The organism is Hymenobacter sp. HDW8, assembly GCF_011305775.1.
GTDB classification, from domain to species: Bacteria; Bacteroidota; Bacteroidia; order Cytophagales; family Hymenobacteraceae; genus Hymenobacter; species Hymenobacter radiodurans.
In genome coordinates, this window is sequence record NZ_CP049907.1 from 925,853 (window position 1) to 949,869 (window position 24,017).

Annotated in this window: 21 protein-coding genes, 1 tRNA gene and 1 pseudogene; 15 read left to right on the top strand and 8 right to left on the bottom strand. The window is 52.3% G+C overall.

The window, feature by feature from the left end:
- Nucleotides 1-36: 36 nt before the first annotated feature.
- The 8 genes from G7064_RS03910 to G7064_RS22955 all read left to right on the top strand — a co-directional run bounded on the left by G7064_RS03910 (nt 37) and on the right by G7064_RS22955 (nt 11,393).
- Nucleotides 37-1,140: a carboxylate-amine ligase gene (locus G7064_RS03910; protein ID WP_133272496.1), complete on the top strand. Its 1,104-nt coding sequence runs from the start codon at nt 37-39 to the stop codon at nt 1,138-1,140.
- Nucleotides 1,141-1,288: 148 nt separating this feature from the next.
- Complete coding sequence (locus G7064_RS03915) at nt 1,289-2,122, top strand: type 1 glutamine amidotransferase (protein WP_166072536.1); 834 nt, start codon at nt 1,289-1,291, stop codon at nt 2,120-2,122.
- 125 nt (nt 2,123-2,247) lie between these two features.
- Nucleotides 2,248-3,435 (top strand): hypothetical protein, encoded by a 1,188-nt coding sequence (locus G7064_RS03920; protein ID WP_166072537.1) that lies wholly within the window; start codon nt 2,248-2,250, stop codon nt 3,433-3,435.
- Nucleotides 3,436-3,649: 214 nt separating this feature from the next.
- Complete coding sequence (locus G7064_RS03925) at nt 3,650-6,727, top strand: T9SS type A sorting domain-containing protein (protein WP_166072538.1); 3,078 nt, start codon at nt 3,650-3,652, stop codon at nt 6,725-6,727.
- Nucleotides 6,728-7,023: 296 nt separating this feature from the next.
- On the top strand, nt 7,024-7,512 hold the full coding sequence (locus G7064_RS23185; RefSeq protein WP_166072539.1) for a YkvA family protein: 489 nt from the start codon (nt 7,024-7,026) through the stop codon (nt 7,510-7,512).
- A 192-nt stretch (nt 7,513-7,704) separates the two neighbouring features.
- Complete coding sequence (locus tag G7064_RS03935; RefSeq protein WP_166072541.1) at nt 7,705-9,957, top strand: S46 family peptidase; 2,253 nt, start codon at nt 7,705-7,707, stop codon at nt 9,955-9,957.
- A gap of 168 nt (nt 9,958-10,125) precedes the next feature.
- Complete coding sequence (locus G7064_RS22950; protein ID WP_317172816.1) at nt 10,126-10,698, top strand: amidohydrolase family protein; 573 nt, start codon at nt 10,126-10,128, stop codon at nt 10,696-10,698.
- Between the two features lie 8 nt (nt 10,699-10,706).
- Nucleotides 10,707-11,393 (top strand): amidohydrolase family protein, encoded by a 687-nt coding sequence (locus G7064_RS22955; RefSeq protein ID WP_317172817.1) that lies wholly within the window; start codon nt 10,707-10,709, stop codon nt 11,391-11,393.
- A gap of 13 nt (nt 11,394-11,406) precedes the next feature.
- On the opposite strand, the gene G7064_RS03945 is transcribed toward G7064_RS22955, so the two are convergent.
- A complete protein-coding gene (locus tag G7064_RS03945) occupies nt 11,407-12,165 on the bottom strand; it encodes a TIGR02757 family protein (RefSeq protein ID WP_166072542.1) in 759 nt (252 codons plus the stop codon).
- A gap of 112 nt (nt 12,166-12,277) precedes the next feature.
- Nucleotides 12,278-13,171: a LysM peptidoglycan-binding domain-containing protein gene (locus G7064_RS03950; protein ID WP_166072543.1), complete on the bottom strand. Its 894-nt coding sequence runs from the start codon at nt 13,169-13,171 to the stop codon at nt 12,278-12,280.
- Nucleotides 13,172-13,572: 401 nt separating this feature from the next.
- Between G7064_RS03950 and G7064_RS22960 the strand changes: the two are divergent.
- Nucleotides 13,573-13,872, top strand: a pseudogene (locus G7064_RS22960) (cytidylyltransferase domain-containing protein); the annotation flags it as partial.
- A 122-nt stretch (nt 13,873-13,994) separates the two neighbouring features.
- Nucleotides 13,995-14,324 (top strand): cytidylyltransferase domain-containing protein, encoded by a 330-nt coding sequence (locus G7064_RS22965; protein ID WP_317172853.1) that lies wholly within the window; start codon nt 13,995-13,997, stop codon nt 14,322-14,324.
- Between the two features lie 9 nt (nt 14,325-14,333).
- Here the strand turns inward: G7064_RS22965 and G7064_RS03960 are convergent, their stop codons facing one another.
- The 4 genes from G7064_RS03960 to gap all read right to left on the bottom strand — a co-directional run bounded on the left by G7064_RS03960 (nt 14,334) and on the right by gap (nt 17,270).
- Nucleotides 14,334-14,738: a DUF1622 domain-containing protein gene (locus tag G7064_RS03960; RefSeq protein WP_166072544.1), complete on the bottom strand. Its 405-nt coding sequence runs from the start codon at nt 14,736-14,738 to the stop codon at nt 14,334-14,336.
- A 76-nt stretch (nt 14,739-14,814) separates the two neighbouring features.
- On the bottom strand, nt 14,815-15,162 hold the full coding sequence (locus G7064_RS03965) for a translation initiation factor (RefSeq protein WP_166072545.1): 348 nt from the start codon (nt 15,160-15,162) through the stop codon (nt 14,815-14,817).
- Nucleotides 15,163-15,193: 31 nt separating this feature from the next.
- Nucleotides 15,194-16,165, bottom strand: coding sequence for a diacylglycerol/lipid kinase family protein (locus tag G7064_RS03970; RefSeq protein ID WP_240935714.1), 972 nt, complete (start codon nt 16,163-16,165; stop codon nt 15,194-15,196).
- Between the two features lie 97 nt (nt 16,166-16,262).
- Nucleotides 16,263-17,270 (bottom strand): type I glyceraldehyde-3-phosphate dehydrogenase, encoded by a 1,008-nt coding sequence (gap, locus tag G7064_RS03975; RefSeq protein ID WP_133272483.1) that lies wholly within the window; start codon nt 17,268-17,270, stop codon nt 16,263-16,265.
- A 307-nt stretch (nt 17,271-17,577) separates the two neighbouring features.
- On the opposite strand from gap, the gene G7064_RS03980 reads away from it, so the two are divergent.
- Nucleotides 17,578-17,649, top strand: a tRNA-Glu gene (locus G7064_RS03980).
- A 129-nt stretch (nt 17,650-17,778) separates the two neighbouring features.
- On the opposite strand, the gene G7064_RS03985 is transcribed toward G7064_RS03980, so the two are convergent.
- Nucleotides 17,779-19,134, bottom strand: a complete 1,356-nt coding sequence (locus tag G7064_RS03985; protein WP_166072546.1) for a serine hydrolase domain-containing protein — start codon at nt 19,132-19,134, stop codon at nt 17,779-17,781.
- Nucleotides 19,125-19,577 carry a MarR family winged helix-turn-helix transcriptional regulator gene (locus G7064_RS03990; RefSeq protein WP_166072547.1) on the bottom strand — a complete coding sequence of 151 codons (453 nt, stop codon included), beginning with the start codon at nt 19,575-19,577 and terminating at the stop codon, nt 19,125-19,127. The genes G7064_RS03985 and G7064_RS03990 overlap by 10 nt, the downstream gene beginning before the upstream one ends.
- A 165-nt stretch (nt 19,578-19,742) precedes the next feature.
- Between G7064_RS03990 and G7064_RS03995 the strand changes: the two genes are divergently transcribed.
- The 4 genes from G7064_RS03995 to G7064_RS04010 all read left to right on the top strand — a co-directional run bounded on the left by G7064_RS03995 (nt 19,743) and on the right by G7064_RS04010 (nt 23,960).
- Nucleotides 19,743-20,675, top strand: coding sequence for a hypothetical protein (locus G7064_RS03995; protein WP_166072548.1), 933 nt, complete (start codon nt 19,743-19,745; stop codon nt 20,673-20,675).
- Between the two features lie 153 nt (nt 20,676-20,828).
- A complete protein-coding gene (locus G7064_RS04000; protein ID WP_133272460.1) occupies nt 20,829-22,061 on the top strand; it encodes an NADP-dependent isocitrate dehydrogenase in 1,233 nt (410 codons plus the stop codon).
- 364 nt (nt 22,062-22,425) lie between these two features.
- Complete coding sequence (locus G7064_RS04005; RefSeq protein WP_410505529.1) at nt 22,426-23,007, top strand: outer membrane beta-barrel protein; 582 nt, start codon at nt 22,426-22,428, stop codon at nt 23,005-23,007.
- Between the two features lie 617 nt (nt 23,008-23,624).
- On the top strand, nt 23,625-23,960 hold the full coding sequence (locus G7064_RS04010) for an ASCH/PUA domain-containing protein (RefSeq protein ID WP_165963526.1): 336 nt from the start codon (nt 23,625-23,627) through the stop codon (nt 23,958-23,960).
- Nucleotides 23,961-24,017: the final 57 nt, after the last annotated feature.

The following is a 24,017-nucleotide window of genomic DNA, read 5'->3' on the forward strand; positions in this document are numbered from 1 at the left end:
CGCGGCATCTCTTCCCATTGATAAGTAAGTAACGTTATGGCTAAGCCTGTTTTTACGCTCGGAATAGAGGAAGAATTTCAAACGATTGATCCGGAAACCCGCGATTTGCGCTCCCACATGTCGCAGATCGTGGAGGGAGGCCAGATGATTCTGCAGGAGCAAGTGAAGGCCGAAATGCACCAGTCGGTGGTGGAGGTTGGCACTACTATTTGCCAGAATATCGAGGAAGCCCGTCACCAGGTTATTCATCTGCGCCAGCAGGTGATAGAGCTGGCCGACAAGGTAGGATTGAAGATTGCCGCCGCGGGCACACATCCGTTTTCGCGCTGGCAAGATCAGCCCATTACCCCCGATGTGCGCTACGACAAGATTGTAGAAGAACTACAGGACGCTGCCCGCTCCAACCTAGTGTTCGGTATGCACGTGCACGTGGGCCTCGAAACCCGCGAGCTAGGCGTGTACATGATGAACTCGCTGCGGTATTTTCTGCCGCACATTTTCGCCTTATCTACCAACTCACCTTTCTGGGAAGGTCGTGAGACGGGCTACAAGTCATTCAGAACCAAAGTATTCGAGCGTTTCCCACGCACGGGTATTCCCGAACACTTTGCCAGTGCCAGCGAGTACGATGAGTATATTGCGCTGCTGGTAAAGACGGGCTGCATTGATAATGGCAAGAAAATATGGTGGGATTTGCGTCTCCATCCTTTTTTCAACACCATTGAGTACCGCGTGTGCGACATGATGCTACGTGCCGATGAAGCCATCGCGCTGGCAGCCGTAATGCAGGCGTTGGTGGCCAAAATTCATAAGCTCATGGTAAGCAACCTGAGTTTTCGGCAGTATCGCAAGGCGCTTATCAATGAGAATAAGTGGCGCGCCGCCCGCTATGGCATTGCTGGCAAAATGATTGATTTTGGCAAGCAGGAAGAGATTCCGACTCGCACACTCATTCTCGAACTACTTGATTTTGTGGATGATGTGGTGGACGAGCTAGGTAGTCGCCACGAAGTAGAGTATGTACTGAAGATGCTGGAAATGGGCACCGGTGCCGACCGTCAGCTAGCTGTATTCCGCCAAACCGGCGACCTGAAACAGGTAGTAGACTTTATTGTCGCGGAAACCAGTTTCGGTCTTTGATTTTACAATGCGAATAGGATAAAAACGTACTGATAGGCAACTACGTTGTATCTTGCCAATGAGTGTAGACCTCACAGACCCACTGGGTAACTGCTGAGGTCTACTTTTTTCCAATAATTGGCTGACTCTCTGCAGTTAGCATGTGCGAATGAAGTTTTTGAAGATTGCCATTTTAGACATGTACGACAACCGGCCGAACGAAGGCATGCGTTGTATTTTGCGGTTAATCCGTCAGGCCCAAACTGACGGTGCGGCCTTGTATTTCGACATATTTAACGTTCGGGCTAATGCGGAATTACCGACGTTGGACTATGATATTTACATTTCCTCGGGAGGACCGGGCAGCCCGCTTCCCTCCGATGAAGCTTGGGAGCAGCCCTATTTTGCGCTGATTGACAGCATCTTTGCTTGGAATAGCATCCATGTGCGTAAAAAACATTTATTGCTCATTTGTCACTCCTTTCAGCTGGTAAGCCGGCACTTAGGCGTTGGTACCTTGAGCAAGCGCAAGTCCACGTCGTTCGGCATTTTCCCTATCACCAAAACCGATGCTGGCCATGCTGACCCCCTATTTGCGTCGCTGCCGGCCCCATTCTACGCCGTCGATTCACGCGATTACCAAGTAACCGAGCCGGATGCTAACCATATGGCCGACTTGGGCATTAAGGTGTTGTGTCTGGAAAAGGAACGTCCTCACGTACCGCTGGAACGGGCTATTATGGCCATCCGGTTTACGCCCGAAATAGTTGGTACTCAGTTTCATCCGGAGGCCGATGGGGAAGGCATGCTGCGCTACTTCCTAACGGATGCCAAGCGCCAGCAGATTGTGCAAGAGCATGGCGAAGACAAGTATAACGACATGGTGCGCCTGCTTCAGGACCCTGATACGATTGAATTGACGGAATCGGTAGTAGTTCCTACGTTTCTACGGGAGGCCATCACCGCTCTGTCGACACCAGAAGCTACGTTGCAGCCAGCATAGTTAGCATCAGTACTGGTATTTAGTAGAAAGAACGTCAGGCACCACGAAGGTGGAGTCTGACGTTCTTTTATTTTGCGTACACTTGCCACACCCTTACTCTTCACTCCGCCTCTATCCATTCAGCTATGATTCCCGAAATCCGCCAAGCGTATAACCAAGCCTTTAGCGTGTCGCGCTACCAGGAAATGCTCGAAGCAATTGAGCGTGAGTTACCTGGCCTGCCGGATTTTCGAATTGCCGAAACGCCCATTTTTGTGCCCGCCGCTCTGCGAGATAAGCTTATCAGCGCCGGCGAAAGCATTATTGATGTGCTTACGGCTCCCGATTTTAAGGCGCTCACCGAGCAGGCTGTACCGCCCCGCCAACGCGTACCCAACGAAAACGAGCATACTTCTTTCCTGGCAATTGACTTTGCAGTGTGCCGAAATGAGCAAGGCGAACTGGAACCGCAGCTAATTGAGTTGCAAGGTTTTCCTTCCCTGTATGCTTTTCAGGATTATCTACCGCGAGTGTTTCGAGAGCATTTTCCGGTGCCTGATTCGGTTTCGCACGTGTTTCAGCCGGGTGGCAGTGCTGCCTATATAGAGCATTTGCGCCAACTAATTGTAGCTGATGAAAACCCAGAGCAGGTGATCTTGCTGGAGCTGTTTCCGGAGAAGCAGAAAACCCGCCTCGACTTTGAGCTGACGCGCCGGGCGCTGGGTATTGAAGTGGTGTGCCTGACGAAAGTCCGTAAGGAAGGGCGGCAGCTATTTTATGAGAAAGATGGGCGGCAGATACCGATAAAGCGCATTTACAACCGCTTGATTTTTGACGAGCTAGACCAGCACCCCAACTTACAAACGGAATTTCAGCTTACCGACGACGTGGACGTAACTTGGGTAGGACACCCCAACTGGTTTTTCCGCATCAGCAAGTACACGATGCCTTTGCTGCACAGTCCTTTTGTGCCCGAAAGCCACTATCTCCACACCCTTACTACTTATCCCGCCGATCTGGAGAATTATGTGCTCAAACCACTGTTTTCCTTCGCGGGTAGCGGTGTGCGCCTGCACATAACCGCTGCCGACCTCGATGCCATCACCGACAAGCATAACTTTCTGCTCCAACGCAAGGTGCAGTACGAGCCGGTAGTGCAGTCGACGGATGGATTGGTGAAATGCGAAATCAGGATGCTATATGGCTGGCCGGAGCACGCGCTGCGTCCACTTTTACTCACCAACTTGGGCCGCCTAAGCCGGGGCGAAATGATTGGGGTCGATTTTAATAAAAATAAAGATTGGGTGGGCGGCACAGTGTGCCTGTTCGAATAGACTTGTCCACCCCATTTACACATTGCTAGCAAAAAAGCCTCCCGATGTCTACTTGGGGGGCTTTTTTCGTTTGCGGGCACACGAGAATTGTTCTCTATAGTAAATCTGAAAGGAATCTAGGGTGAGATATCATGATAAATTGGTAGTATTAAAATAATATCTATTCTTAATACAAGAACGTAGATTAGCCTATCCGTCACCAAACACCTGTCTCATGAAACAGACTTTACTTTTTCGGCTGCTTTGCTGCCTTTTACTCGCACCGGGGGCCGGTGCTTGGGCGCAGGCGCCCCTTACTACTAGCCCTTACACACAAAACTTTGACTTGCTGCCCACCACCGGTACCAATGAGAAGTCGACGCTACCTACGGGGTGGAATTTTGTGGAGGTGGGAACAGGGGCTAATGATACCTATACCGCCAATAATGGCGCCCTAAATAGCGGCAACACCTACAGCTACGGTGCCGATGGATCGACGGACCGAGCCCTAGGGGGCTTATTAAGCGGCAGCGTAACTCCTACGCTGGGCGCTTCCTTCACCAACAACACCAGCGCTACCATCACGAGCCTAACCCTGACCTACCAAGGTGAGACCTGGCGCGTGGGCGGCACTGCTCGCTCCGATCGGCTTGATTTTCAATATAGTACCTCAGCTACTTCGCTTACCACGGCCGATGGTTGGTTGGATGTGAACGAGCTTGATTACAGCAATCCGTCCAGTGCCGTTACGGTTATTGGTGGGGTGGCTACCCCTATTCATACGGCTACGCTCACTGCCACGATCAGCAACCTGAACATTGCTCCAAACGCCACTTTCTGGATTCGCTGGACCGATTTCAATGCCGCCGGGGCTGATGACGGAATGGCTATTGACGACTTTTCTTTGTCTTTCAATGCGGGCACTCCTTCCCCACTTCTGAGTGTAACCCCGGCCAGCCTTGCCTTCGACCGCCAAGCCATTAATACTAGCTCTGCACTCAAATCCTATACTATTACCGGCAGCAGCCTGACGGCAGACGTAACAGCCACGGCCCCAGCTGGTTTCGCCTTATCTAAAAGTAACGCCACCGCCGCAGCCTTCACTTCTACGCTCACCTTTACGCCCGCTGAGTTGGCTACGGCCCAAACGGTGTATGTGCGCTTTACCCCCACTACCGGCGGCGCCACTAGCGGTGCCATCGTGCATACCAGCACGGGAGCAGAGGCCAAGAGTGTGGCCGTTTCTGGTACCGGTATCGATCCGAATAACAACCTGTTTTCGTTTGATGTGTGCCCCAGCGGCTCTACCACCTTTGACACCTGGACGGCCGTCAGCGTGACGGGGCCTCAAACCTGGGGCTGCACTACCTTCGGTCGCGCGGGCAATGACCCAACTAACAGGGCATCCGCTCCTAATGGATTGCAGATCAACGGATTTGCTTCGGGTGCTGGTGTACCCAATGAAGACTGGCTTATTTCGCCAGCATTTGATTTAAGTTCTTTCCAGTTCCCTCGTTTCTCCTTCTGGAGCCGGGTAGCCTTCTCCGGCCCGGCGTTGCGGCTGCGAGTTTCGACCAACTATTCCGGTACGGGCAGCCCAACCGCGGCTGGCGTAACTTGGACCGACCTAGACGCTGACTTCCCCGGCAGCGGCTCCGACGTTTGGACGTTGACACCAGACGTGGATCTCACTCGCTTCAAGGCATCTGCTGTTTACATAGCTTTTGTGTATACAAGTGGCCCGGACTTGGGAGCTGCCCGTTGGACGTTGGATGATTTGCGCCTGCAAAATGCCAGTACGCCCGCAGCGCCGGTTTTGCTGCTCAATCCCGCTAGTTTGGCCTTTGGCTATCAGGCTATTAATGCATCGGCTCAGCAAACGCTGACAGCCACATTCCGCAACCTGACCGGTCCCGTAACGATAACGTCCTCTGATCCAGCCTTTCAGCTTTCCAAGACTGGTACTACTGCTTTCTCCAACTCCCTGACTTATACCGTAGAAGAGGCCAACTTCACTTCTACTCCCGTTACTGTACGCTTCACGCCTACTCTGGAGGCACGCTCCTACACTGCAACCTTAACCGCCAGTACCACAGGTGCTTCGAATGTAACGGTAGCTGTGTCGGGCAACACGTATGCGCCTGAGAACACGCTAGACATCGTCAACTGGAATATTGAGTGGTTTGGCTCTACAGCGCAGGCACCCACCGATGACGACTTGCAGCAAGCCAATGCGTTAGCCATGCTCACCAAGCTCGATGCTGATGTGTACGGGTTGGTGGAAGTAGTAGATACCGCCCGATTGGGTGCTGTGGTGCGCCAATTGCCTGGCAGCTACAAGTATAAGGTAGCGGATTTCGGCTCGAATGCGCCCGACAATAATGACCCTGACTACGCTTCAGCCCAGAAGTTGATTTTTGTGTATCGCACGAATGTTGTGAGCAATCCTACGTTCTCCGGTCTGTTGCGCTGCCCTGGCAATGCCACTACTTGCCCCCAATACAATGCCTGGTCGTCGGGCCGCTTCCCTTATTTGATGGAAGCCGACGTGAGCATCAATGGGCAGACGCAGCGAATGAACTTTGTGCTTATTCACGCCAAAGCCAACGAAAATACTTCCGTAGCTGATGCTCAGGAGGCATATGACCGCCGTAAAGTGGGAGCCGATGCGCTGAAAGTTGAGCTGGACACGCGCTTCGGCACTGGTAACGTCATTATTTTGGGTGACTTCAACGATGACCTCGACCAAACCGTGGCCTCCGGCGTGAACACCACTGCTACCTCATACAGCGCCTTTACCGCTGATGTAGCTAACTACATCGCGCTTACTTTGCCCCTGAGCCAGACTGGCCAGCGCTCAACCGTGGATTTTGGCGATGTTATCGACCACGTCGTGGTGTCAAGCGAGCTGAATGCGTTTTATCTGCCTTCCACAGCGCAGCTCCGCACCGATTTGGCAGCTCAAATTCCTAACTACGCCAACACCACCTCCGACCATTATCCTGTCTTGACCCGCTTTGCTTTTGGCTATGTAACCGCCAGCAGCAGTGCACAAAAGTCGAATGCTCAGCTTGATATTTACCCTAATCCGGCTACCAGTAAGGTGCAGTTGCGCTTGCCAGCTTCTGCGGGTCAGCAGGTGCGTATGCAGGTGATGAGCGCAGATGGCCGAGCCGTAGCGCAGGCAGTGGGTTCCTTGGAGCAAGTAAACCAACAGCTTAACCAGCAGATGTCTACCCTCAGTGATGGTGTGTATATTCTACGCATCACCAGCCCACGCCAAACGTATGTGAAGCGGTTTGTGAAGCAATAGATAAACATCGGATAGAATCTACCCCACAAAAAAGGTCCCACTTGGTAAGTGGGACCTTTTTTGTGGGGTAGATTCTACCTGGGGGCTTTTTGTACCCAAACCTAGTTGTTTATCTATTCTAATGTAGTTGATCATCAAAAAAAGCCCCCGCAGATTTTAGAACTTTAAGCTGATCACACAAATCCCATTTACGCCTCAACTCACACTCAAAAATCATTTACTAGATAAGACTTCTACAACGCCAGCCCGTTCTCAACCGTACCCCATTTACCAACCTCTTACCTAACTGATTACTCATGTCCTCATTGTACGAAAAAGGCCTCGCAATTTCGAAAAACGCACTTTTCAACGTCTTTCTGGGGCGCGCCAGCAAACTGCTGGGGCGACCGTTCCGCATTGCCCTCATTCTGCGCGAAGTAGCCTCTAAGCTCGACGCGAAAGACAGCAAAAAAGGCCCCCTACAGCAAGTTATCGATATGGGGCGCACGCTGATTCGCTTGGTGGGCGCCTTTGCCAGCGGCTCGTATCGGCAAATTGAGACGACGACAATCGTCTCTGGCCTCGCCGTGCTCCTGTATGTGTTGTCGCCCATCGACCTGGTGCCCGATTTTATTCCCGTCGTTGGTTTTCTGGACGATTTGAGTCTGATTAGCTGGTTCATCAGCAAATTTCAGGGCGAGATTGCTCGTTTTCAGGCTTGGGAAAGCAAATCGGCGGCGCCAAACAACGGTGTTATCGCCCCCCTTCGACACCCGCTATATCGGATAAGTCGCAGCCTGCCGTAGCTGAACTAGGTCATTCCTAACACCTTAAATGAAATGCAGCCCTCTGCTGGTCGTTCGATGTAACGGTTAGCGGGGGGCTTTTTCTTGCGTGCACGGTTCTCCCTAAAGTATTGTGGAGAACACTTCGAAACTAAACCCGCCTGACAAGCGCTTAAAATGAGCTTGCTCTATCATTTTCGCCATTACCTATTGATGTCTGCACACCCATTCGCTACCCGCCTGTTTCTACTGGTACTCACGCTGATTTCCTTTCTGCCTGCCGCCCGCGCCGATGAGGGCATGTGGCTGCCAATGCTACTCAAGCAGCTGAATGAGGCAGATATGCAGAAACAGGGCCTTCAGCTCACCGCCGAGCAGATTTACAGCGTAAATAAAGGCAGCCTGAAAGACGCCGTTGTACAGTTTGGCGGTGGCTGCACGGGCGAGATTATCTCCGACCAAGGCCTCTTGCTCACCAATCACCATTGCGGCTATAGCCAGATTCAAAGCCATTCCTCCGTCGAGAAGGACTACCTCACCAACGGCTATTGGGCGATGAGCCGCGACCAGGAATTGCCCAATCCGGGCCTGACGGCTACGTTTATCGTGCGCATGGAGGATGTAACCAGTCAGGTTTTGGCGGGCGTGCCAGCTACGGGCCTAGCGGAGGCTGAGCGCGAGCGGCTGGTGCAGCAGAACGAGCAGCGCGTGGCGCAGGTCGCCGTGCAAGGTACGCATTACCAGGCATTTGTACGCCCCTTTTTCAATGGCAACGAGTATTATATGTTTGTCACGGAGGTTTTTCAGGACGTACGACTGGTAGGCGCTCCGCCTTCTGCCATTGGCAAGTTTGGCGGCGACACCGATAACTGGATGTGGCCCCGCCACACCGGCGACTTCTCCTTGTTCCGTATCTACGCCGGCCCTGATAATAAGCCTGCCACTTATTCTCCTGAGAACAAACCGTTTAAGCCGCGTCATCATCTGCCCATTTCCCTAAATGGCGTCAAGCCCGGCGACTTTACCCTGGTTTTCGGCTTTCCTGGTAGGACCAACGAATACCTGACCTCGTGGGGCGTTGACGAGTTGTATTCGCTCTCCAACCCCGCCAAAATCAAAGTGCGCGACGCCAAGCTTCGCCTTCTGGATCAGGATATGAAGGCCTCGGATAAAGTGCGCATCCAGTATGCGGCCAAATATGCGAGTCTGGCTAATTATTGGAAGAAATGGATAGGTGAAAATCGGGGCCTTAAAAAGCTGGATGCCGTTGCCCGCAAGCGCGAGCAGGAAGCCCGTTTCACGCAGTGGGTTAATTCCGGCGATGCTGCTCGCAAAGCCACCTACGGAGCTTTACTTCCTGAATTTGAGAAAAATTACGCCAGTCTGCGCGACCTAACCGTAGCCCGCGACTACGTAACCGAAGCTGTCTTGGGCGTGGAACTGTTGCTCTACGCTAATAGCCTCACCGCGTTAGGCGACATGGCCGCTGCCAAAACGCCCCCCGCCGACCTCGCTGCCGCCGTAGAAAAGTTAAAGAGGGGCGCCGTGGGCTTCTTTAAAAACTACAACAAGCCGACCGACCAGAAAGTAGCGGCGGCTCTGCTCGCTCTCTACAGCGACGGCACTCCCCCGGCTCTCCTTCCCGACTATGTAAAAACACTGCGCAAGCAATACCCCGGCCCCACAGACTGGGCTATCTATGCCTCCTCGCTGTATTCAAAATCGCGCCTTACGACCCAAGCCGATGCGTACGCTGTACTTGATGAAGTGGCTCAGGGAAATGCCCGTGCGTTGCTCAATGATCCAGCTTATCAGTTGGTAAATGCTATTGTTACGAACTATCGGGCGAATATTTTGCCGCCTTATACTATTGCCACCGATAACGTAGCCGTACTGGCCCGTACCTATTTAGCCGGTTTACGCCAGATGCAGACAGACCGCAAATTCTACCCTGATGCCAACTCAACCTTACGGATGGCTTATGGGCAAGTAGCTAGCTATGAGCCCGCTGACGGCGTGCGCTACGCCTATTATACTACCCTTGATGGACTCATGGCCAAAGCTGACTCTGCCAATCCGGATTTCCAAGTTCCGGCCCGCCTCACCGATTTGTATCAGAAGAAAGATTATGGGCCTTATGCTGTGAACGGCACGGTGCCCGTGGCCTTTATTGCCACGAATCATACGACGGGGGGCAATTCTGGCTCACCGGTTATCAATGGACGGGGCGAGTTGATTGGGGTCAACTTCGACCGTAACTGGGAAGGCACCATGAGCGACATTATGTTTGACCCCGACCGCGTGCGCAACATTACTCTTGATGTACGCTACATGCTATTTGTGGTTGATAAGTATGCTGGAGCCAAGCATTTGGTTAATGAAATGACTCTTGTAAGTGGGGTCGTTACCGCGCCATCTGAAAGCAAGGACAAGAATAAAGCTAAGCGATTGAAAAAGGCCAAGTAAAGACGAAGAGTATTGGGGTGGTGTTTTAAAATGTGCCTATTCTAAGCCAATTGGCCTTACTTTCGGTTAATAGCCACAGCTTACTTTTTAAGCTGATTCCAGCCATCAGCTTTGTATTAGCTTTCTCTCCTCTGTATGAATCGTGTTTCGTTTAGCTGCTTAGGTTTTTTGCTGTCTGCGTTTTGGTTGGGACAGCCTGTTACACTTCTGGCTCAAGCTTCTTCTGTTGCGCCAGTTGTTACTACGCTACTTCGTCCAGCGGCAGTTTTCGATGGAGAAAGCCTACATTGGGGCTGGGTGGTAGTGGTAACCGGCGACAAGATTACGGCGGCTGGTCCGGCCAGCCAAGTGACAGCACCAACAGGAGCACGTACGCTGGAGCTGCCGGGGCTTACGCTACTGCCGGGGCTTATTGAGGGGCATTCGCACATGCTGCTTCACCCCTACAACGAGACGAGTTGGAATGATCAAGTGCTGCTGGAATCGCACGCGCTGCGGGTAGCTCGCGCCACTGCCCACGCCCATAAAACGCTTTTGGCCGGCTTTACTACCGCCCGCGACTTAGGCAGCGAGGGAGCAGGCTACGCTGATGTTGGCTTAAAACAAGCTATAAACCAAGGTATTATACCCGGGCCGCGCCTACTCGTGGCTACGCTGGCACTGGTGGCAACTGGCAGCTACGGGCCCAAGCTTTCTGTGGATGTAAATGCCCCCAAGGTGCGCAGGAAGCTGATGGCGTAGACGGTATTGTGCGAGCCGTGCGGGAGCAGATTGGCAGGGGTGCCGATATTATTAAAGTCTACGCCGATTACCGTTGGGGCCAGGGCGAACCTTCTCGGCCAACGTTTTCGCAGGACGAACTGAACCTGATTGTGCAAACCGCGCGGGCCGCGGGCCGCCCCGTCGTAGCCCACGCCAGCACGCCTGAAGGTATGCGGCGGGCCACTTTAGCCGGCGTGGAAACTATTGAGCACGGCGACAATGGAACCCCGGAAATATTCAAGCTGATGAAGCAACGCGGGGTAGCGCTCTGCCCTACCGTAGCGGCCGGCGACGCTATTTCCCAGTATCAGGGTTGGCGCAGAGGTACCGCGCCTCTACCCGAACGAGTTCAGCAAAAGCGCACCAGTATGCAGGCAGCCCGCAAAGCTGGCGTCGATTTGGTGATAGGCGGCGATGTAGGCGTATTCACGCATGGCGACAATGTACGCGAAATGGAACAGCTCGTGCAGGACCATGGCATGCAGCCGCTTGAGGTATTGCGCGCTGCTACCAGTGGCAATGCCCGCATTTTTCATCTCGCCGATCGTGGCAGCGTTCGCGCCGGCTTGCTTGCCGACTTAGTAGCCGTAGTCGGCGATCCAACCCGCGATGTAGCGGCGTTGCGGCAAGTAAAGCTGGTGATGAAAGGTGGCGTGCTATACGCACAGCCATAATGGAATTTGAAGCCTACAACTTCTCCTCAACACCCAGCCCAAACAATGCGAAATCGTACTTCACGGGGTCTTGGGGGGCAAAATTGCGGAGGTGAGTGGTCAGTTCCTCGGCTGCTGACCAATCAACGATACGGCGCGTAAGCAGGCCTAAGCGACGAGCAACGCGTTCTACGTGCACATCGCAAGGGCAGACTAGATCGGCCATGGGTAGGCGCGTCCAAAGGCCGAAATCTACGCCCCGGTCATCGCGGCGCACGAGCCAACGCAAGTACATATTCACCCGTTTGCAGGCTGAGCCGCGGGCCGGCGTAGCCACGTGTTTGCGGGTACGCTGGGGCGCATCGGGCAGGCTAAAGAACAGAGTATGAAAGTTTTCGAGCCGCTGGCGCTGAGTGTTGCCCTGCAGAAACGCGTCTTCCAATGTGTCATGGTTTGCGTAGTACCAGCGCAGCCAATGCACAAAATACAGCAGGTCGGTATCGCAGAAAGTGCGGTGGCAGAAGCCCAGCAGCTTCTTCAGATCATCATCGGAGTGCTGGGTGATGAACTGATAGGGCGCGTCGTCCATGCGACGCATTAGCTCGTGGCACTTACTGATAATGGTTGGACGGCGCCCCCAGGCTAGCAGGGCCGCAAAAAGCCCGCTTATTTCCACATCTTGAAGCTGAGAAAACCGGTGCGGAATACTAATTGGGTCGTTGGTAATGAAGGCCGGCCGGTTGTAGCGGTCGTGGTGGTCGTCGAGAAACTCTCGGAGCTGCGCGTGATTCAACTGAAGGATTTAGAAGCGGTTATCCATAAAACAAAACCAGGAGTCAAGAGTTGCGAGGCATTACTTTTCGCCTCAACTCCTAACTCCTGGATCTTAAGTCTCAGGCTCTTGCTTATGGCACGTATGAAGTTTCGACCCGGAAGCGGCTGTCGGGTGTAGAGAGGCGCTGCACGGCGCGAGGCGAGAGGCGCACCAGAATATTGCTGTTTTCGCCTGTATCGGGCAGTTGCCCAATGACACGCACGTACACCGACTGTCCATTCATGATGTTGCGCACCTGCATGATGGTACCAACAGCAGCCGTTTTGTGCAAGGCCAGGTATTTATCGGTGCCGGTGCCTTCAATTTTGGTGGCCAAGCCGCTTTCGGTCACGCGACGCACTACTTCGCTGGCTCGCTCCGGCGCACGTTCCTCAGCAATTTGGGCCGGAGTACGCACTGAATCTTTGGTGTTAGTCGCAACAGGAGCCGTTCGAGCAGGCACCGGGGCCGACGCGACTGGTTTAGGCGTTGCAGGCGCTGGCGCCGAAGCAGGTGCGGCAGTAGCAGGTGCCTCTGCAGGTGCAGATGGCGGAGTAGCTGCCGCCGTTGCAGGCGCCTTGGCACCGGCCGGCACAATAATCAGGCGCTGCCCTACTTTTACTCCAGTAGTTGCAGGCAGGTTATTAAAGCGCGCCAGGTCGGCGGGTGCAAGCTGAAATAGACGCGCTACGGCGTACAGTGTCTGCCCTTTTTGCACTGTATATACGCGGTTTCCGTTGTTATCGGTAGGCAGAGATCGGGCCGCAGCAACTGTGTTGGCGGGTGCTGAGGGTCGCGCGGCGGTACTAGTTGGTGCGGGCGTTGTGAGCACTACCCGTGTGCGGGGCACCAACACTACTTGGCCCGTAACGAGGGCACCTTTGAGCGAAGAGTTGGTTTCCACAATTTGCTCAACGGGCACTGAATAGCGCCGTGAGAGGCCGTAGAGGGTCTCACCGGCCACCACACGGTGCTTGATAAACATTTTATTATTGCGGTATTCAACCCCAATAGAATCGGGGGGAGTGCGAGCCGGGGCGCGGCGGTAGCGGCAAAACCAGCGAGAATAAACGCAGGCAGCAGCAACAAAAAACGGGTCATACGAGCAGTTCGCGAAAAACGAGTGGCCCCAAAATCTGGGTGGGGCAGCTTAGGGGGAAATTTAAAAGCGCCGAAAGATAAAAAATAATCCCAGCTGAGTCCCAAAAATGCCATTTCTGCGAGGCTCAAAGGCCATTGATAAACTACTTACAACTAACGTGGCTGGGTGTCATTTATTGGCCTGCCACGCCACACACCTTATATAACCGTCGTTCAATTCGGGGTTTTCGTTGTTCTTTGCAAAAAAGCCCCCCGCTCGTATTCAGCTTCCCTAAACTTCTTTTTATGATCCACGCCATTGGGATTATTCCCGCTCGCTATGCTTCCACTCGCTTACCCGGCAAGCCATTGGTTGATCTGGGGGGCAAATCCATGATTCAACGAGTGGTAGAGCAGGCGCGGCTGTCTAGTCTGAGCCGAGTGGTGGTAGCTACGGATGATGAGCGCATCTATCAACACGTTGAAGATTTCGGGGGTGAAGCTATGCTCACTGACCCTGAACACCCCAGTGGCACTGATCGGATATACGACGCCTATCAGCGGATACAGCCCGCTGCTGATTGTATCATTAATATTCAAGGCGATGAGCCTTTTATTCACCCTGCCCAAATTGACTCGCTAATAGCGCTTTTTAAGGGAGAAAATGCCCCCAGATTGCTACTCTGGTTAAACCTGTACTTAATAACGAAGAATTATTCAGTCCGCATCTGCCCAAAGTGGTACTTGACTCCCAAGGCTACGCCTTGTATTTCAGTCGTCACCCCCTGCCCTATCAGCGTCAATTTGAGTCGGATCAGTGGCTTGCGCATCATCGCTATCTACGCCACATCGGTCTGTATGCTTACCGGCCCGATGTGCTGGCCGCAATTACGAAACTGCCGCCTTCCTCACTAGAACAGGCCGAAAGCCTGGAGCAACTGCGGTGGCTGGAAAATGGCTACCGTATCCTAACTGCTGAAACAGAGCGCGAAACTATCGGTATTGACACGCCGGAGGATGTGGAGCGGGCTAAAAGGTATTTACAGAGTCAAGGGTAATTTTTCCTCTTAGCTACTAGGAGTTTGATGTGCACGCTCCGTCACAGCTTGTTCGGCACTTTGACGCTCTTCCTGCTGCATTTCCTTGGTTAAGAAATAGTTGAGACCCGTTCGGATGACGGCAATGGCGCCGAGCTGCCCAATTTGCTCCCAACTTGGGGCAATTGCTGTGGAGAGAATATCGGCGCCTAGTTGAAACTCCAGCGCCAGGGCCAAGTAGCGGGCCAGTGTCAGGCGAATAGCCGTGAAATTGGCCGTTCGACGCTGTATTAATGCTTTTAGCAGCAACCAGGCTGCTACGAGTATGCCTAGGGCAATAATGAACGCCCCAACAGTTTCGACACCCAGCTTTAGCCACTGTACGGCGTTTATAATGCCGCTTTCGGCTATTTCGCGTGGGTTGACGGCTTCCATCTAAGTGAGCAAAGGACTGCGCAATTAAAAGTTGTGTGCTAAACCAGCTACCGCTGCATACGCCCTTTCTGCCGGATTAGCCTCCGGCTTTCTTCGCTTTGTAGCCCTGATCTAGCAGTACGCCCATCACTTTATCTCGAAAGTCGCCCTGAATGAGGATGTCGCCGTCTTTGGCGTTGCCGCCCACTCCACATTTGGTTTTCAGCAGCTTAGCCAGGGTTTGTAGATCCGCATCTTGACCAACGAAGCCGGTGATGAGCGTTACTTGTTTGCCCCCGCTTTTGCGGTCGAGGTGCACGCGCAGATTTTGCTGCTGGGGCGGCAAGGTTACCACCGATTCCTCATCGGCATGCTGATAAGAAAAGTCGGAGTTGGTGGAGTACACCACGCCTTCGCGGCTGCGGCGGTTTTTGTCGGCTTTCATAGCAAAATGTAAAGCGGAAATCAGTTTTGGGTTATACGGCTACCTCCAAAGCTAGAGGCAACAATTCAATTTCAAAGCTAGTGGCCTCGCCGGCATAGTCGCCATCCACATGAAACCCCATGGGCGCGGCGGCCTCAACCAATACGTGTCGTGAGGTATGATATACTGCGGCTCCCGACTGGGGCAAATCGCCTAGGGCTAAGCCAATAGCCACGCGCACGGCCCGACGTATCGGCAGCGCATCAATCAGGCACACGTCTAGTAATCCGTCGCGAATATCGGCGCGGGGGGCAATGTAGGCGTTGTTGCCATACTGCCCGGCATTCGCAAAGGCCAGCACGTAGCAATCGGTGGTCAGTGTGCGGTTGTTGAGCGTGACGGTAATGGGCTTTGGCTGGAAAGTTCGGTACTCACGAAGCGCCACGCGCACATACGTGCCCAGGCCGCGCGTACCAGCCGTGGCAAAGCACTTGCTTACGTGGGCATCAAAACCAAGCCCGGCCGTGCAGAAAAATGGACGACCATTAATCCGACCTACATCCATACGCTGAAACTCAGGCTGGCTCATTCGGCGGATGGCGGCGGGCAAAGCCAATGGCACCTCTAAATGGCGGGCCAAGCCGTTGCCGGAGCCGCGCGGTAGGATACCCATCGCAGCATTCGTACCCAGTAAGCCGCGGCCCACTTCGTTCACTGTTCCGTCGCCGCCTACGGCTACTACCGTGCGAAACCCCTCAGCAGCAGCGGTGCGAGCTATTTCTTCTGCGTGCCCCGCATAAGCTGTTAGGCGCAGGGCGTGGTCAACGGCCGTATGATCGAGGTAACGCTCAATCAGGGCTGGCACATCTTGCGCACGGTTAGTACCAGAAGCAGGATTCAGAATAAAACAGATACGCGGCTTAGCGGGCATAGATGGATAGAAACGCGGCGCGAAGCGCAAGGTTGAGTAGCGGCGTAAGTTGAAGTATTGAACTGTGAAAGGTCGCGTCTCGACAATAGTCAAAACAAGCAAAAAAGCCCCCCAGCCGCGTCAAATCACTAAAAGAAAAGCCCACCCAAAGTGGGCGGGCTTTTTTTATTAAAAGGCAATATAGCAGGCCCTACTTAGCCATTTTCTCGCCCAACTGCTGAATCAAATCAGCGGTGCGCGTGCTGTAGCCAAACTCATTATCGTACCAGCCTACCACTTTCACCAGCGTGCCATTAGCGGCAGTCAGCTGCGAGTCGAAGATGCAAGAGTGAGGATTGCCTACGATGTCGATGCTCACCAACGGGTCGGTGGAGTACTCAATGATGCCTTTCATAGGGCCTTCAGCAGCCTTACGTACGGCGTCGTTGATTTGCTCCTTTGTTACTTCCTGCTTCAGAATTACGGTCAGGTCAGTGGTCGAGCCATCCGGCACGGGCACGCGCATAGCGATACCATCGAGCTTGCCTTTTAGCTGGGGCAATACCAACCCTACGGCCTTCGCGGCGCCAGTGCTGGTCGGAATAATGCTTAAAGCAGCAGCGCGGGCCCGACGCAAATCTTTGTGCGGCGCGTCCTGCAGATTTTGGTCGGAAGTATAAGCGTGCACCGTGGTGATGTAGCCTTTCTCAATGCCGAAAGCCTCATCCAACACCTTTGCCATGGGGGCTAGGCAGTTGGTAGTGCAGCTGGCGTTAGACAGAATGGTTTCGTCGCCGGTCAGGATGTCTTCGTTTACACCCAGTACTACGGTTGGAATGTTGCCCGTAGCAGGAGCCGAAATCACAACTTTTTTGCAGCCGGCAGTAAGGTGTTGGCCAGCGCCAGCCTCATCTACGAAGCGCCCTGTAGATTCTAATACTACGTCGACGCCCAGTTCGCCCCAAGGCAATAGCTTCGGATCGCGCTCGGCTAGCGCTTGAATGCGTTGGCCGTTTACTGTCAGGCTGTTGTCATCGAACTCTACTGTGCCGTTGAAGCGACCATGTACAGAGTCATATTTGAGCAGGTGAGCCAGCGTCTTATTATCAGTCAGGTCGTTAATGGCCACGACTTCCACGTTGTCGCGGCCGAGCAGAGACTTGAACGTGAGGCGACCAATGCGACCGAAGCCGTTGATGGCGACTTTAATTTTAGCCATGATGAAAAGTTTGGGGTTTGGGAATTAAAAAGACCACGAGGGCCCCTGGTGGAAACGCGCAGCGAAGGTACAGGGCTAAGGGAATATAGCCAAATCAACTACTAAGCCTTCTGCAATGCTTCCTCTCTTACGGTTTTTTGCCACTCCCGACGGCTTATAAACTCTAAATTTGCCCCCCACAAAAAGAATTTCTTCCTGAAAGTCAGCCTATTTGCGACTGGGGGGCTTTTTTTTTGACCGTACGTATTGCGCTGAATTATCTCTCCCTTATCTTTGCACCACTAAAAACGAGTAAGGCACATCATCTGGTCCGTTCGTCTAGGGGTTAGGACAGTAGATTTTCATTCTACCAACAGGGGTTCGATTCCCCTACGGACTACTCTAAGCCACTTGTTTTAAGCTAAAAAAGGCCGCTCTACACCTCGTAGAGCGGCCTTTTGCATTTGAGCTGTCTTCACTTGGAAGTACAGTTTGAAAATAATAGCACATGCTTAGGCAACAGGTATTGCTAGCGCCTGGCAGATGCGCTTTTTTTCCGGGGTGGGTCTTTCACACCTCCTTTCGTTAAAGTCAGGGCATATACGCGTCCCGATTTGGTGGTCAGAAACTCTACCGTCCGGTCAGGATTGTTGCGGTTGAAAAACTTTCGGGCAGATTCCGGCACTAAGGGCGCCTCCTCGTCCTGTAGATACAGGTGACCGTTGGCATAGAGAATGTAAATTTCCTCGTAGTGCCCTGCATAGTCAGGCAATTTGGACGGCGTGGCGGCTACGGGACGATGAATATATGGCACTTCCACAGTTTTACCGAACAGGATGCCAGCAAGCCCATAGCTGATCCAGTGCGATTCAGCTTGATTGTTCGACAATACCGTGACAAAAATATCATCTTGAGGGTAGCGGTCCATGGTCGTCATGGCGCCAAAATAGCCCCCACTGTGGGTTAAAAGGTAGTGGCCATGGTTATAATAGGGATCCACGAATACACCGTAGCCGTAATGGTCGATAAAGCCTTTACCCGGAAACCGCTTATTGTGCTGGGTAGCCATGAGCGCTTTGGAGGCGTTTGAAAGCAGTGCGGTGCCCTTCATTGCACGGTCTAGCTTGGCTAGGTCGCCGGCCGTGGAATATAGCCCGTCGTGTCCCACGTTAAGGTCCCAATTGATGTAAGGGTTCTTGATAAATGACTCGCCTTCTCGGCAATACGAGCGAGCCAGTCTGGGCACAAGTGCGGTGTTACTATGCAGGCCAGTGTTTGTCATCCCAGCCACATCGAAGATGTATTTTTGCAGATACACACCATACGACATTCCCGAAGCTTTCTCAATGATCTGGCCCAGCAAAAAGTACCCGACATTGCTGTACCCCATCTGAGTGCCGGGGGCAAATTGAACAGGCTGCTTTTTGATAAATGCCAAAGCAGAATCTTTTGATATAGCCGTGTGATTCAGGTACAGTTCTTCAAAGTCAAGTGACAGGCCGGCCGTGTGGGTCAGCAGTTGGTGCAAGGATATGGCGTCGCCATTGGGAAACCCTGGCAGGAACTTGCTGAGCTTATCCGTGAGTCGGAGTTGGCCGCGTTCGGCTAGCTGCAGAATAGCCAGTGCCGTAATGTGCTTAGTGATGGAAGCCAGGGCAAACTTGGTATCTGGGGTGTTGGACACAGCCCATTCTGCATCAGCCAGCCCGTAGGCTTGGTGCAGCAGCACCGAATCGTGACGCGTAATAAGCACCACTCCGGCGAAGCGGTTCACATCGTGTTGCGCCTGCATATAGGCCGCTAATTGTTGCCGCACGGACAGTTGACCTACACTGGAGCTAATGATGCCCAGGCAAAACAGGAATGCAATAAGTGTTATGCGCATAGGGCCGGAGTGGTGCAGTTAGCAATGATTTTCTGCAGTGTTGTGTGGAACTGGGCGAGTTCCGCTTCACTTAGGCCCGCAAGCGCTGTTCTTTGATTGAGCAGAATGGTATCAGTTAACTGGGCCAAGGTGTGCCGCCCTTGAACTGTAAGGTGCAGCTCAAATTTCCGACGATCGGTGGCGTGAATCTCTCGCGTGAGTAAGTCCTTTTGGACCAACAGCTCAATGATGCGAGTCAGCGATGCTTTGTCTTTAAATACCAGATCGGCAATCTGTTGCTGGTTAAGGGCCGGGTGCTTATCCAGTACAATCAGAATCAGGGCTTGATCCACGGTGAGCTTATCCATGACTTTATCAATGTTCTGCTGACAAAGCTTTCGGTACGCCTTAATGGCTTGCTCGAGGGTATAAAGTACAGTTTGGGTTGGGGTATCGACGATCATACATTTTTATTTGATACAAATATAGTTGATATATCAATAATTCAAATTAGATAACCATTGCCTAAGTATGTCAACTTAGTGTACGCCTCTTTCTTATTGAATATGCTTGGTAAAGCCCTATAAATAGCTTAACTATTTCGGAGTGAACTACACAGCTTTATACGGATGCTTAAAAGGTCACTCTATGCCGTTTCGATCCTGGCTGTATCGCTTCTGCTTACAGAAGTTATACTGCGGAAGGAGTATGGGTTAGGTGATGCAATTTTGTTTCGAGCCGATAATCAATTTGAATATATAGCAGTACCACAGCGTCGTTTTCGATTCCATAAAACAAGCTTTTACAATCGCTTTTCTCAACGCAACAGAGAACTGATGCCCAGTGACACAACAGTAATCTTAGGCTTTGGAGATTCTGTAATTAATGGTGGGGCACAAACAGATCAAGATAGTTTGGCAACGACTCTCTTATCCGCTTACCTATCGAAAGGAAAATCAAACAAGACATTAGTAATCAATATCGGGGCGGGATCTTGGGGACCTGATAACTGCTTTGCGTATCTGCAGAAGTATGGGGACTTTGGAGCCAAAGCAATCTTACTGGTGGTCAGCTCGCATGATGCTTATGATAATATGTCCTTTAAACGCACCGTGGGGGTGCATCCTAGCTACCCAAAAAAGCAGTATAGATTAGCCCTATTTGAAGTTGTGGCGCACTATGTCTACCCCCGGTACATCCTGAAATATTTCGCTGCATCCCGTGCTCCTGATGCTCTAACCACCGATTTAGTAATTAATAAACAGGCTGTCGGGACCCCGTTCAACAGTGGTTTTGCCAATTTTAATACTTATGCCCGCCGCAAAAATATTCCACTGGTGATCTACCTACATGCGGATAAAGCGGAGCTAAAAAGCAAACAGTATAATCGGCAAGGTCAGGAGATACTCTCATTTTGTCGTACAAATGCAATCTCTGTTATCCAAGAGCTAGATTATAACTTCCATGAGAGCGATTACCGAGATGTTATTCACTTATCGGAGAAGGGCCAACGGCACATGTTTTCCGTTTTAAAGGACTATCCGCTATTAAATATTAGGTAAGGCTTGAGTTGCTAAAGCAGCCAGGTTGTGTGGGCCCTGTTGGGTTCGGCAATTAGTTGATTTTGTCGTCGCCTCTTGAACAAGATAAGATTGGGCCCGTATCTTCGGGCAACACATTAAGCGGAAAATATCAACCAACTTTTCCCTGAGGAAATGACAAAAATCAAAGTAGCAAACCCGGTAGTGGAGCTTGATGGCGACGAAATGACGCGCATCATCTGGAAGTTTATTAAGGACAAGTTGATCACGCCTTATCTCGACCTCGACATCAAGTACTATGATCTGGGCATTGAGTACCGCGATGCGACCGGTGACCAAGTTACTATCGACGCTGCCAACGCCATCCGGCAGTATGGAGTAGGTATTAAGTGCGCCACCATCACACCCGATGAAGAGCGGGTAAAAGAGTTTAACCTGAAGCAGATGTGGAAATCGCCAAACGGCACAATCCGCAACATCCTGGACGGTACTGTATTTCGTGAGCCCATTGTGATGAGCAATGTGCCCCGCCTGGTTCCCAACTGGACGGCTCCCATCTGCATTGGCCGCCACGCTTTCGGCGACCAGTACCGGGCTACTGATTTCGTGACCAAAGGAAAAGGTAAGCTTACCATCACCTTCACCCCAGAAGACGGCGGTGAAACCCAGTCTTTCGAGGTATTCAACTTCAAGAGCGACGGGGTGGCGCTGGCCATGTACAACACGGATGAGTCAATCCGGGGGTTTGCTCACGCTTGCTTCAACCAAGCCCTGATGAAAGGCTGGCCGCTGTACTTGTCGACCAAAAACACTATTCTGAAGAAATACGACGGACGTTTTAAGGACATTTTCCAGGAAATTTACGAGCAGGATTACAGCGCCAAGTTCACGGCCGCAGGCATTACCTATGAACATCGCCTGATTGATGACATGGTGGCCTCCGCTCTAAAGTGGAACGGCAACTTTGTGTGGGCCTGCAAAAACTACGATGGCGATGTGCAAAGCGACACCGTAGCGCAGGGCTTTGGGTCGCTGGGTTTGATGACTTCTACCCTAGTTACCCCAGATGGCACTGTAATGGAGGCCGAAGCCGCGCACGGCACCGTAACGCGTCACTACCGCGACCATCAGGCGGGCAAGCCAACTTCTACGAACCCTATCGCGTCCATTTTTGCTTGGACCCGCGGCCTAGAGTTCCGCGGAATTCTGGACAACAATCAGGAGTTGATTGACTTCTGCAAAACGTTGGAAGCCGTTTGCATCGAAACGGTAGAAAGCGGTAAGATGACTAAGGACTTGGCCGTTTGTATTCACGGCAATAAGGTGTCGCACGGCAAGGATTACCTCTACACCGAGGAGTTCCTAGAAGCGTTGGATGAAAATCTGAAAGCGAAGTTGGGCAAATAAGCCTGATTAATCGCCTTATAAAAAGCCCATTCGGTAATCGAATGGGCTTTTTTGTGTCATTACTACAAAGGCAAGCAGTGTGTTAGACGATAACGTTTTTGCCATTTGGCTGCAACCATTACATCACCACGTAAGCTCTTCACTATAGTACCGCCCAGTATACTCGCTCAACTAGTGCCACCGGGGGCTTATTTCGAGGCTAGCTTTTAGGACCATTATTTTTTGATATATCCATACCCTCATCCCAATGAGAAGAATTGCATTTAGCAGCCTTGCAGCACTAGGCTTGTATTGCTTTGCAACGCCCACTTACGCACAACAGCTACAAGCTGCCGGCATTAGCGCAGGGTTTAATATTGCACGCTTGAAGGCAGATCGCTATGCCTTTCGGTACAATTCCATTCTAATTGATCCACTGGCCGATCAATCAAACGACGAGACAGGCAACAGCATTACGTTGTTTGGCCGCTGGAAGATTGGGCAAACAGGCTGGTATCTGCAACCTGAGTTGGGGTATATGTCGGCCCTAGAGACTCCGATTTTACTATCAAACGCTAGCAGCGCCTTCCCCTATTCTAATAGCCGTATCAGGCGCCTTGATGCCCGACTGCTGGGAGGCTATCAATCTGGGCCGCTGCGCCTGTTTGCGGGCCCTAGCATCGGTTACTATCTCTTTAATTCGCGAAATTTTACTTCCCCGGATCCGGAATTACAGGCTGCTATGAGCGCCTTGGACGCAAACCCCAAGCGGTGGCAGGCTTCAGTGCAGGCCGGAGCGGGCGTTACGCTGGGCCGCCTGGATCTGAATGTTCGGTATGAGTGGGGCCTCTCTCCTTATAAGCAGTCTTTTCCCGCACCCGGCGAGTCCCCCTTTCTGACGCGCAGAATGCAACAGCTAGTGCTGGAAGGCGGATTTCAACTGTACAGGCGCTCCAAGTCCAAATAGTTACTGCTACGTTCGCACCTCCTTTTTTAAGGTTGAAGTAAGAGAAACCGCCCTGGGGGCAAAACGAGCGCCACGGCTGAGTATTCGGCCGTGGCGCTCGTTTTGCCCCCCAGGGCGGTTTCTTTTTGTTTTGGACTGCGTATCTGTTATTTGATGGCACGCTTTGCTACTTGTCTGTGTTGTTGGCTTTTAGTTTTTTAATTCACTCATTATTTAAACAGCACTGAAGTAAGGGTATTGAAGTTTTAAATCATTTATTTCTTATATTCAGCCAACGTACGCTCTGGAGCTGCTGCCGCCCTCCCACCCGGCCCGCTCAATATTCCGCCTGCAACAGGGAGCAGGCGAACCAGCTTACCAGAAAGGCTCGGCCTTTTGCTACGGTGCTGGGTAACTGTACCATCATTTTTCTTTTTCAGCCTTCCATTTAAAAGGCAACCATTTTTTAACCTTGACTTCCAGGCATTTACTCAGGCCTGGGGTATACGTCGGGTGACAGGTGTGGGCACTTGTATTTGTTGAGAATGACGACCTGCCAGCAGGTCTGCGACCCCACATCTGCGTGATGGGCTGTGCTTGTCTGCACGGCCCCACATCAACTTCTAATGACCATCAATATGATTACCCATATCGCAACCCTAGATCAACCTACTTCCCTGTCGCACACCCGCACCCACGAGCTCAAAATCTGGCCCGCCTGCTTCGAAGCGACATTGTCGGGGGCCAAGACGTTTGACGTGCGCGAAAATGACCGAAACTATCAAGTGGGCGACGCCGTGCAGCTGTGCGAATACGAACCAGAAAGCGAGACCTACAGTGGCCGCTCCACGGCCCGCTGGATCAGCTACGTGCTGCAGGGCGGCGCTTTTGGCCTGCAAGCTGGCTGGTGCATCTTGGGCTTAACCGAGTTGCGGCCGCTGCCGCCTGGCGTAAGCGACACCCGATTGTGGTAACCGAATAGGTGCCGACTGAAGATGTTTTTTCCTCAGTCGGCACCTATTTCTCTTTTG

Coding starts and splice junctions, on each gene's coding strand:
- G7064_RS03910 (WP_133272496.1), top strand. CDS start 37: ATGGCTAAGCCTGTTTTTACGCTCGGAATAGAGGAAGAATTTCAAACG.
- G7064_RS03915 (WP_166072536.1), top strand. CDS start 1,289: ATGAAGTTTTTGAAGATTGCCATTTTAGACATGTACGACAACCGGCCG.
- G7064_RS03920 (WP_166072537.1), top strand. CDS start 2,248: ATGATTCCCGAAATCCGCCAAGCGTATAACCAAGCCTTTAGCGTGTCG.
- G7064_RS03925 (WP_166072538.1), top strand. CDS start 3,650: ATGAAACAGACTTTACTTTTTCGGCTGCTTTGCTGCCTTTTACTCGCA.
- G7064_RS23185 (WP_166072539.1), top strand. CDS start 7,024: ATGTCCTCATTGTACGAAAAAGGCCTCGCAATTTCGAAAAACGCACTT.
- G7064_RS03935 (WP_166072541.1), top strand. CDS start 7,705: ATGTCTGCACACCCATTCGCTACCCGCCTGTTTCTACTGGTACTCACG.
- G7064_RS03950 (WP_166072543.1), bottom strand. CDS start 13,171: ATGTTTATCAAGCACCGTGTGGTGGCCGGTGAGACCCTCTACGGCCTC.
- G7064_RS03960 (WP_166072544.1), bottom strand. CDS start 14,738: ATGGAAGCCGTCAACCCACGCGAAATAGCCGAAAGCGGCATTATAAAC.
- G7064_RS03965 (WP_166072545.1), bottom strand. CDS start 15,162: ATGAAAGCCGACAAAAACCGCCGCAGCCGCGAAGGCGTGGTGTACTCC.
- gap (WP_133272483.1), bottom strand. CDS start 17,270: ATGGCTAAAATTAAAGTCGCCATCAACGGCTTCGGTCGCATTGGTCGC.
- G7064_RS03985 (WP_166072546.1), bottom strand. CDS start 19,134: ATGCGCATAACACTTATTGCATTCCTGTTTTGCCTGGGCATCATTAGC.
- G7064_RS03990 (WP_166072547.1), bottom strand. CDS start 19,577: ATGATCGTCGATACCCCAACCCAAACTGTACTTTATACCCTCGAGCAA.
- G7064_RS03995 (WP_166072548.1), top strand. CDS start 19,743: ATGCTTAAAAGGTCACTCTATGCCGTTTCGATCCTGGCTGTATCGCTT.
- G7064_RS04000 (WP_133272460.1), top strand. CDS start 20,829: ATGACAAAAATCAAAGTAGCAAACCCGGTAGTGGAGCTTGATGGCGAC.
- G7064_RS04010 (WP_165963526.1), top strand. CDS start 23,625: ATGATTACCCATATCGCAACCCTAGATCAACCTACTTCCCTGTCGCAC.